Origin of the sequence: Aporhodopirellula sallentina SM41 (assembly GCF_000346505.1) — a bacterium.
Classification (GTDB): domain Bacteria; phylum Planctomycetota; class Planctomycetia; order Pirellulales; family Pirellulaceae; genus Rhodopirellula; species Rhodopirellula sallentina.
Genome location: NZ_ANOH01000449.1, coordinates 23,805 through 32,640 on the forward strand (window position 1 = coordinate 23,805; position 8,836 = coordinate 32,640).

7 protein-coding genes are annotated in these 8,836 nt (G+C 57.8%); 3 read left to right on the forward strand and 4 right to left on the reverse strand.

Going from position 1 to position 8,836, the window contains the following annotated elements; all coding sequences use genetic code 11:
* Positions 1–169: 169 nt before the first annotated feature.
* Both RSSM_RS29505 and yajC read right to left on the reverse strand, forming a co-directional pair.
* Entirely contained in the window at positions 170–3,487 is a 3,318-nt protein-coding gene (locus RSSM_RS29505) for a protein translocase subunit SecDF (RefSeq protein ID WP_044303980.1), read from the reverse strand.
* Between the two features lie 104 nt (positions 3,488–3,591).
* The gene (gene yajC, locus RSSM_RS32035) at positions 3,592–4,122 is read right to left on the reverse strand and encodes a preprotein translocase subunit YajC (protein ID WP_008688513.1); all 531 of its coding nucleotides are present in this window, start codon (positions 4,120–4,122) and stop codon (positions 3,592–3,594) included.
* Between the two features lie 263 nt (positions 4,123–4,385).
* Between yajC and RSSM_RS29515 the strand changes: the two genes are divergently transcribed.
* Complete coding sequence (locus RSSM_RS29515) at positions 4,386–5,393, forward strand: sugar phosphate isomerase/epimerase family protein (RefSeq protein WP_008688515.1); 1,008 nt, start codon at positions 4,386–4,388, stop codon at positions 5,391–5,393.
* A 315-nt stretch (positions 5,394–5,708) separates the two neighbouring features.
* Here RSSM_RS29515 and RSSM_RS29520 read toward each other — a convergent pair whose 3' ends face one another.
* Positions 5,709–6,044 (reverse strand): flagellar biosynthesis anti-sigma factor FlgM, encoded by a 336-nt coding sequence (locus tag RSSM_RS29520; protein WP_008688517.1) that lies wholly within the window; start codon positions 6,042–6,044, stop codon positions 5,709–5,711.
* A gap of 620 nt (positions 6,045–6,664) precedes the next feature.
* On the opposite strand from RSSM_RS29520, the gene RSSM_RS29530 reads away from it, so the two are divergent.
* Both RSSM_RS29530 and RSSM_RS29535 read left to right on the forward strand, forming a co-directional pair.
* Positions 6,665–7,441, forward strand: a complete 777-nt coding sequence (locus RSSM_RS29530; protein WP_008688521.1) for a sugar phosphate nucleotidyltransferase — start codon at positions 6,665–6,667, stop codon at positions 7,439–7,441.
* Positions 7,434–8,384, forward strand: coding sequence for a ribose-phosphate diphosphokinase (locus RSSM_RS29535; protein ID WP_008688523.1), 951 nt, complete (start codon positions 7,434–7,436; stop codon positions 8,382–8,384). Before RSSM_RS29530 ends, RSSM_RS29535 begins: the two co-directional genes overlap by 8 nt.
* A gap of 57 nt (positions 8,385–8,441) precedes the next feature.
* On the opposite strand, the gene RSSM_RS29540 is transcribed toward RSSM_RS29535, so the two are convergent.
* Positions 8,442–8,836, reverse strand: a 395-nt coding sequence (locus RSSM_RS29540) for an acyltransferase family protein (protein WP_044303982.1), incomplete at its 5' end; no start/stop codon positions are given.

The following is an 8,836-nucleotide window of genomic DNA, read 5'->3' on the forward strand; positions in this document are numbered from 1 at the left end:
GGATTGCGAGCCCCTAAGCAACGATCCGACTGCGAGGCAAAACGTCCCGACCGACGATTCGCCGCTGCGAACAGCGACGATTTCACAAAAAAACGCGTGCGGCTGGCTGACCACACCCGTTTTCGATTCGTTCGGAAGCAACTCCTTCGCGGGAGTCGATGGGCTCCGGTTATCGGCCCTGAGCGGCGACAGCCTCTTTACGTTCGTTGCGATTGACGAGGTACAACAGCACTGGGCTGGCCACGAACATCGAACTGTAGGTACCGACCAAAACGCCGACGACCAACGCGAACGCAAACGCGTGAATTCCTTCGCCACCCATCGCGTAGAGCAACACGACCACGATCAAGGTCGTGATCGATGTCAGCAACGTACGGCTGAGTGTTTGGTTGATGCTGGAGTTGATCATGTCACCGGTCAAACGCGGGGCCTTGCCCTTCGTTTCACGAATCCGGTCGAACACGACAATCGTATCGTTGAGCGAGTAACCGATAATCGTCAGCAACGCAGCGACCACCGTCAGGGAAATCTTAAACGGATCGATCAACAGGAACCCGAGTGCTCCGGCGAGCCAGTAGCTGACCGCGATCGCACCGAGCGTGATCAAAACATCGTGCAGCAAAGCAACCACAGCGGCCACACCGTAAATCACTCGTTGGAATCGGAACCAAATGTAGCCGATGATGCACAACAACGATGCGAACAGAGCTCCGAGAGCACGACTGATCATGTCGCCGGCGACGCGGGCCCCGACACTGCTGCTGCTGATCCAAACCGGATCGCTGCCGAGCTTTTGTTCGAGTTGCTTCATGACCGCGATCGCGTTGTCACCGGTCAACGGCAACTGAACCCGCCAATCCGCATAGGGCAAAGCAGAACCGCCGGCCCATTCTTCGGTGCCTTCACCGAGGGGACGCAGGCGAATGCCACGTTCGTTGATCGGAACGCCAGCAGCTTCGGCAGCTTGCAGGATCGCGTCTTTCAAACCGTCTTCGTTGATCACGGCTTGCTTCTCGCTGCCCTCGATCCCGAGCGAAATGTCCGAAGTGCTGTAGGTGAAGCCAGGCAATTGGATGTCGCGAGTCTCCGCGGCTTCCTCACCTTCTTCCGATGACTCGGCGTCAGCAGAGCCTTCTTCAGCGGTCTCTTCGGTTGCCTGGAACGCGGTCAGCATCACTCCGTTGTACGAGCTTTCGTAGCGAGACTGATCGCTGACGTCCGGTGTCGACTGCGAACTGGTCGTTTCGGCCTCCGGTTGAGCTGATTCGTCCAAGGTTCCTGGGCCGAGATCCGCAGGCCGGATGTCAACTTTGTACGTCGACAGCCCGACGCTTCCCTCACTGGCGAACCCCTCTTGGATTGCTTTCTTGAGCACGTCCACTTGGTCCACCGATGAGTCGACTTTGAAAATCGTGTTTTCGGCGGCGCCTTCCATATTCACACCGTTGACGGTGAACTGAATTTTTTCATCGCCACTGTTTTCGAATGCTGCGGCAACGATCCGGCGAACGTCTTCGGTATCAGTCGGGGCGTCGAGACGGAATTGGACCGACGAGCCACCTGCGAAGTCGATATCAAAGATTCCCTGTCCGCGAGAGATCAATGCCACCACACCGGCGACCACCAAGACCGACGAGACGAACAGCATCATCCGGCCCCGGGCCATGAAGTCGAACTCGCCACCGCCGGACATCGCTGCACGCACCGAGTTCACTGTGTCAGACATCGACAACGAAAGCATTCCGCGACGCTCTGCCAAGTCGAACAGGGTTCGCGAAACGTAAATTGCAGTGAACATCGAGAACATGATGCCCAAGATCAACGTCACCGCGAAACCACGAATTTGGTCAGTACCGATCGCATACAACACGATCGCTGTGATCAGCGTCGTCAGGTTGGCGTCGACAATCGTTGTGGTCGCTCGAGCGAAACCGTTGCGGATCGCCATCCGTTCCTTGGCACCTTTTTTCAGCTCCTCGCGGATACGTTCGAAGATCAGAACGTTCGCGTCGACCGACATACCGACCGTCAAAACCAAACCGGCGAGGCCAGGCAAAGTCAGTGGTTGGTTGATAAAGACCATCGTCGCGAGGATCAACATCAGGTTCATGATCAACGCGATGCAGGCGATCATTCCTGAGAAACGGTAGTAATACAGAATGAACACCAATACCAAACCGAGCGACAAACCGATCGAGAAAACACCTTTCTGGATCGTGTCAGCACCGAGAGTCGCGTCGATTTGGTTCTCAGCGATCGGTTGCTTGGTAACGGTGGCAGGCAGTTGCCCTGCCTTCAGAATTTGAACCAGGCTGTCGACTTCTTCACGGGTAAAATTACCGGTGATTCGGCCTTCCTTCGAAATCGCCTGCAGAATGTTCGGTGCCGACAACAACGTGTCATCGAGGATGATCCCGAGTTGTCGTTTGCGAGTTCCCTCGGGTGAGTTGTTCTGAGTCAGAGCACGGAAACGTCCCGAACCGAAGTCCGTCAGGTTGAAGGCGACCGCAGGGCCACCGTTTTCATCGAACGTGCTCGCGGCGTAGGAAAGGTCGCTTCCTTGAATGTCGAGCAGCGGGTTGATGACCATCAACACTTCGATTTCAGAGAACGGCTGGGTCTTGAGCCACTTGGCGACTTTGATCTCTTCGTCTTGGCCGAGCAGTTCACGCGGCAGTTCGAGGATTTCGCCGGTGTTCGGGTTTCGGATCAGCGAGCCTTGTGTCGACATCCGCAGAGGACGCACGCCGTCTGCGTTGGGTTTGGACTCGCGGCCCAATTTGACCCAACGCCCGTAGAGGCCGTCGTCGATATCGCCGACCTTGACGCGTGTCGCGATAGACGGGTCGTCCGACTCGGACTGGTCGATCGCTGCGCTGATGATCGCTTGGTGGTCAACCTGGTTGGCCAAAATTGCGAACCGCAGCACACCGGCTTCTTCGACAAGTTTTTTGATCCGTGCGACTTCGCGGTCGTCGACGGCGGGAACGATGATCTCGATCTGCGATTCACCGTAAGGACGAATCACGATCTCCTGCGTTCCCGACGGGTTGATCCGGCGGGTCAGTGGCTCGACCAAATCTTGGCTGGTGATCGGCGAACCGGTCTCGGCCAATTCCTTTTGTTTCTCTGGATCGATTTCGTAAACGAGGATCGTACCGCCGCGAAGGTCCACGCCGAGACCGGGCAGTTTGTTCCACAACGTCACGCTGCTGCCGATGATCGCGACGAGGATGAATCCCAAACGCGTGCCGTAGCCGGGCATCTTGAGTTGCTTGGCCAACCATCCGCCGAACACAAAAGGCAGGATGAGGATCGCGGCCGCAACGACCAGCGTGATCCATTGGTCGGCGGAGATGCCTCGGACTTCGCCCGCAACCGCGGAATCGGTTTGGGCGAGAGTCGTGGTGAATTGGAAGGCCATGTCCGATGCGAAGGAACCAGCGGAACTGATGACCGAGTCGAGGCGGGAGGAAGGAAGATCCATCGTGATTTTTCGAAAGACGGTTAAGGTTTTCGTTCGCAGGCGAATCGAACGTCAATCATTGACCTCGACCACGGACCGGCAAACGGTATGAGAATTAGATTCAGCTAGCCCGACGAATCCTCGTCGGAAGCGTTTTTAGACGGTGAATCACCGCCGGTGGTTTTGGTCGGGCGGCCGTCTTTATCGAGCGACTTGCCCTTGGCGTGCACGGTGATCGCCGAAATGGCGGTCCGGTTTACTTTGATGCGGGTCGTTCCCGCCTCATCGATTTTGAGCGTCACCACTTCGCTGTCCGCCGGCGCCGAAACCACGGTGCCGTGCAGCCCACCGATTGTGACCACGCGGTCGTTTTTCATGAGCGATGCCAACAGGGTGGCTTCATCTTGGCGTTTGCGTTTCTCAGGCAAAAACCAAGTCAAATACCAGATCATGCCCAAACCGGCGATTAACGGCAGCGGACTGCTGAAAAACACCTGCAACGGCGAAGGAGGCCCGGTCGGCGACACACCGTCGCCCGTTCCCGCTCCGGTTTCCTGACCGATCATCAATACCCACGAAACACCATCGACGACAGAATCGATCGTGGGCAACGTCGCAAAAAGATCGAGAAGAGCGGGGTCCAAAGAAAACAGCAAGGGAGGGTTTCCGAGCACCGGTGGGGTTGTAATAAAGGCATGCGGTGGGGCATCAAACCGCATCATCTGACAAATAGCGCAGGGCGGCATGATATGGAAGGCCAAAAAACGCCACAAGCCCAGCCCGCTGTTCCAGACAACGAATCCCTAGGAATCGGCCTCAATCCGGCTCGCCGGCGAGGCCTCGGGTTCACGTTCTGGCAGAAATACCACAAACTGTTCGCCCCTCCCGTAACCCCCACTTAGCCCCGAGACGACTTCCGATGAACTCTGCCCCCAACGTGATTTTAAGTGGTTTTGCCGACGAGTCCGCCATGACCAAAAAGGCGAACGAACAATTCGCCGCCTTGGCCGCAATCGGCCTGCAGTACTACTCGATTCGCTTTGTCGACGTCGGAAACGGGATCAAAAACGTGATGGTCCTCGATGACGAGGAAATCAAAACGTTGCAGCAAATGCACACCGATTACGGCATGAAAGTCTCGAGCATCGGGTCGCCGATTGGCAAAGTCAAACTGCTCGATGTCGAGGACGGCACCGCGAACAAGTTCATCCCGTTTGACACCTACCTCCGCGAAGACGTGCAAACCGCCTGCGATCGGGCGGAAGCGTTCGACTGCAAATTGCTGCGTGGTTTTTCGTTCTATCACCCCAAAGGCACCCAACCCGAAGACCATATCGATCAGGTCGTCGACCAACTGAGCGCCATCGCGGAGGCCTGCGACGCACGCGGATTGACCTTCGGGCTCGAAGTGGAAGCCAACCTGGTCGGTCAAACCGGGCATCTGCTCGCAGACATCGCGGCGAAAGTGAACCACCCGGCGATGGTCACGATCTTCGACGGTGCCAACATCGTCATGCAGGGCTTCACCCCGGATCAGGTCTATGCACAGTACCAAGCGATGAAACCGTCGCTCGGATGGCTGCACATCAAAGACTACAGCGATCCGACGCTCGGCGGACGCGTCGACCACGTCGATGAAGAGTCCGCCAGCCATTTCGTGCCCGCCGACCGTGGTGACAGTGCTCACGAAGCAATCTTGCGAGACCTCAAGGGATTCCTGCCGACGCTGCATGAACGGATGTCCGCACGCGGCGTCGACGGCATCTTTGTCGACCTCGAACCGCACGTGCGTGGCGGCGGCCAGTTCGGCGGATTCAGCGGACCGGATGGCTTCGGAATCGCCGCCCGTGCCCTTTGCAAACTGCTCGACTACGTCGGCATCGGCTACGACCTTCGTACCTTTGAATCGCTGCAAGCGTCGAAATAAGCACGAATACGTCGCTGGATTCGTCAGGATGTCAGCCCCGCCCAGCACCGAACGCCGATCAATTCTCGGCGCCGGCTATCTCATTCCGCGAGACGCGAAACCGCTCGCGACGCGACGGTGACTCACCATCGCGGTCCGGCAGGGTGTGTCCGGTTGAGCCGCGACGCAAAATTCGCGATCGCGACTCGGTTGTCTTGGACGGTCGGCGTCGCCAGGCTGGGACCTCTTGGTCACCACGACGCCAGACCGCTGTTGAGAGACGTTTCAAACGAAACTCGGTTGTCTTGTAGCCCGCTGAGCGAGCTGTTTTTCGCGTTAAGCGAGCCCGTCGAGGAAACGATCGAGCGCCATGTCCATTTTCTCAGGCGTGTCGTAGTTGCCCTGAGCGATTTGCCGACGCAGTTCGGCAACACGATCGACGCGAATTTCGCCTCCACCGGCAACTGCCGAACTCTCTTGCAGTCGATTGCTCGCGGAGGCCGACGACGTTTGGGCAGCCGACGAAAGGTCTAACTGATCGACGGGAGCGGCGGACGTCTTGCCTGCTTCGGGGGTCGCGAGTCGATTGGCACCCCGACCGGCAGCCGATGTGCTGCTGGTGGAAGAAGCGGCTTGCGTGGTCGAGAGACGAAATGGTCCGTAAATTTGCATCTTCACTGGCTCCCTGGGAGGAAGGCGGAACCCGATAACCTCGATCGTCACCCGTCGTGGGCACCGGCCCGAACAAACGGTACCAGCGAGACGTGGATCGAGACCATCAGAAACGGTCTTAGAATTGGGCTTATGCGGTAACCGAGTCGGCACGCTTCCCCTGGCCGAACGGATTTACCGTGTCGGTTATGGGTCGTCGAGGCGACAACTCTCAATTCGGTTACCAGCGCCGCAATCCTTGTCCCAGGATGCATTCCGTCAGAATCAGTGGAGACTTCGCAAGCGCAGATAGTTGAGAACACCCTATGTATCGGCATCCTCTACGCGATTTCTGAAGCAGTATTTGATTCTTTCAATCAGAATCCGTCCTGGAACATTGATCGCAGGCCAGACTAGCAATCGCGTGAAACCGGCGGCAAGACCAAGCCGGCAGGAAACTTGAGCGAATCCTCAGATTCCGCCCAAAATTTTCGCGGCTCGTTTTGGGATCGCTGATTTTCGCGTGGATCATTTTCCGGGCACCACACCGCCTTGTCCGATTCCGCTCCACAGACGACGATTGGGCACCCCGGACGCCACCGACACATTCTTACACCACTGAAAATCCCCGACACAGTCTCATGAACTCCGGACCTAGCCCCACCCAAGGTACCGCTCTGGCCGTCATTTTGGCCGCTGGCAAAGGCACCCGCATGAACAGCGAACTGCCAAAGGTTCTCTGCCCGGTTGTCGATCGCCCGATGATCCACTTCGTTCTCGATGCCGCAAACCAAGCCGGCATCGGCAAAAAGGTTGTCGTGATCGGGTACGAAAAGCAGGCCGTTCGCGATGAACTCGAAACCCGTGGCGAATCCGACATCGTGTTTGCCGAGCAAAACGAACAACTCGGCACCGGGCACGCCGTTCAAATGTGCCGCGAACATCTCGAAGGCCGCCAAGGGCTGACACTGGTCATCGCCGGCGATTCACCGCTCGTTCAGCCCGAGAGCCTAAAGGCACTGATCGCACACTTCGAAGAAACACGCCCCGCACTTCTGCTCGGCACACTCACCAAAGACGATCCGACCGGCCTCGGTCGAATCCTGCGTGATGAGTCGGGTCAATTCACCGGCATCATCGAACATAAAGACGCGAGCGAAGAGCAGCGTCAGATCCAGGAAGTGAACATGAGCACTTACCTGTTTTCCACCCCCGACCTATTGTGGGCCCTTTCCAACCTCAGCAACGATAACGCGCAAGGCGAATACTACCTCACCGACTGTGCCCGACTGCTGCATGAGGCGGGGCGTGCCGTGGAGGCGTTGCCCGTCCTGAAGGATTGCGAATCGCTGTCGATTAACAATCCGGAAGAACTCCAACTGGTCGACCAAAAAATGCGAGCAATGGGATATGCGTGAACTCAAAATCTTCAGCGGTCGCGCCAACCGAGAACTCGCTGAAAAACTGTGTCGACACCTCCATCTCAAACCCGCGCGGATCACGCTCGGGCAATTTCCCGATGGAGAAAACTACTGCAAACTCGATGAAGATGTTCGTGGACGCGACGTCTTCCTGATGCAGCCGACGTGCCCGCCGGTCAACGATAACTTGATCGAACTGCTGACGATGATCGACTGCTGCAAACGCGCCAGCGCCGAGCGGATCACGGCGGTCATTCCCTACTTCGGCTACGCACGGCAGGACCGCAAGGACGAAGGCCGGGTGCCAATCACCGCAAAACTCGTCGCAAACCTGATCACCCGTGCCGGTGCCGATCGCGTGTTGACGATGGACCTGCACGCGGCTCAGATCCAAGGCTTCTTCGACGTTCCGGTAGACCACCTTTATGCCGCTCCGGTGATCAACGACCACTTCGTCAGCCGGCGTTTTGAAGGCGACGAAATCGTCGTCGTCAGCCCCGATGAAGGCAGCATTAAACGCGCCGTCGGGCACGGCAAACGCCTCGGCGGAACGCTTGCTATCGTCGACAAGCGGCGGTCGAGTGCACTCGAGGTACGGCAGAGCACCATCATCGGTGGTCCCGTCGAGGGCCGCATCGCGTTGATGTTTGACGACATGATCAGCACCGCGGGTTCCATTTGCGGCGCAGCCCGTCTGGTGCACGAGGCCGGTGCGAAGGAAATCCACATCGCCTGCACCCACGGCGTCTTGTGCGGCCCGGCGATCGAACGACTGCGTGACGCGCCGATCGACTCGATCACGGTCACCGACACGATTCCGGTGCTGGGCGAAAAGATGCTGCCCAACCTCGTCCAACTGTCGGTGGCACCGCTGCTCGCCGAAGCAATCAAACGCATCCACCACGATCAATCAATCAGCGAACTGTTTCGCGAACGATAGGCGTTTGCGGTTCGCCGCGTATTCGTGATGCGGCCAACCGGTTGCGCCGCTTTTCAGCTACGCCGCTGCATGTCCGTTTTGATAGAGCGACTGCAGACGGCGTGTGATCGGCTGTTCGATCCGGCGTGTGACGAGCAAACCGACGGAAAACGAAAACGCGATCACGATCACCAAACACAACGCGGGCGAAACGCCGGCACGATCAAACGTGCTGAGCAAAACACAGCCGAGATTGTTGTGACAAAGGTAGATCGCGTACGAGATCCCGCTGACGTAGACCAGCGGCCGGAACCGCAGCAGTGGGAGCCGCCCCCACGCCGCCGTCGCCACCACTGCCGTAATCAGCGCTGTGGCGGCTGGGTTGTGTTTCCCATGGTCAATGCAGTGGAAGATCGTTGCCGCAACTAAGATCCCGGCAATGTTCCAGTGCAGCCGACCGGCTTTCGTTTTGA

Coding starts and splice junctions, on each gene's coding strand:
- RSSM_RS29505 (WP_044303980.1), bottom strand. CDS start 3,487: ATGGATCTTCCTTCCTCCCGCCTCGACTCGGTCATCAGTTCCGCTGGT.
- RSSM_RS29530 (WP_008688521.1), top strand. CDS start 6,665: ATGAACTCCGGACCTAGCCCCACCCAAGGTACCGCTCTGGCCGTCATT.
- RSSM_RS29535 (WP_008688523.1), top strand. CDS start 7,434: ATGCGTGAACTCAAAATCTTCAGCGGTCGCGCCAACCGAGAACTCGCT.
- RSSM_RS29515 (WP_008688515.1), top strand. CDS start 4,386: ATGAACTCTGCCCCCAACGTGATTTTAAGTGGTTTTGCCGACGAGTCC.
- RSSM_RS29520 (WP_008688517.1), bottom strand. CDS start 6,044: ATGCAAATTTACGGACCATTTCGTCTCTCGACCACGCAAGCCGCTTCT.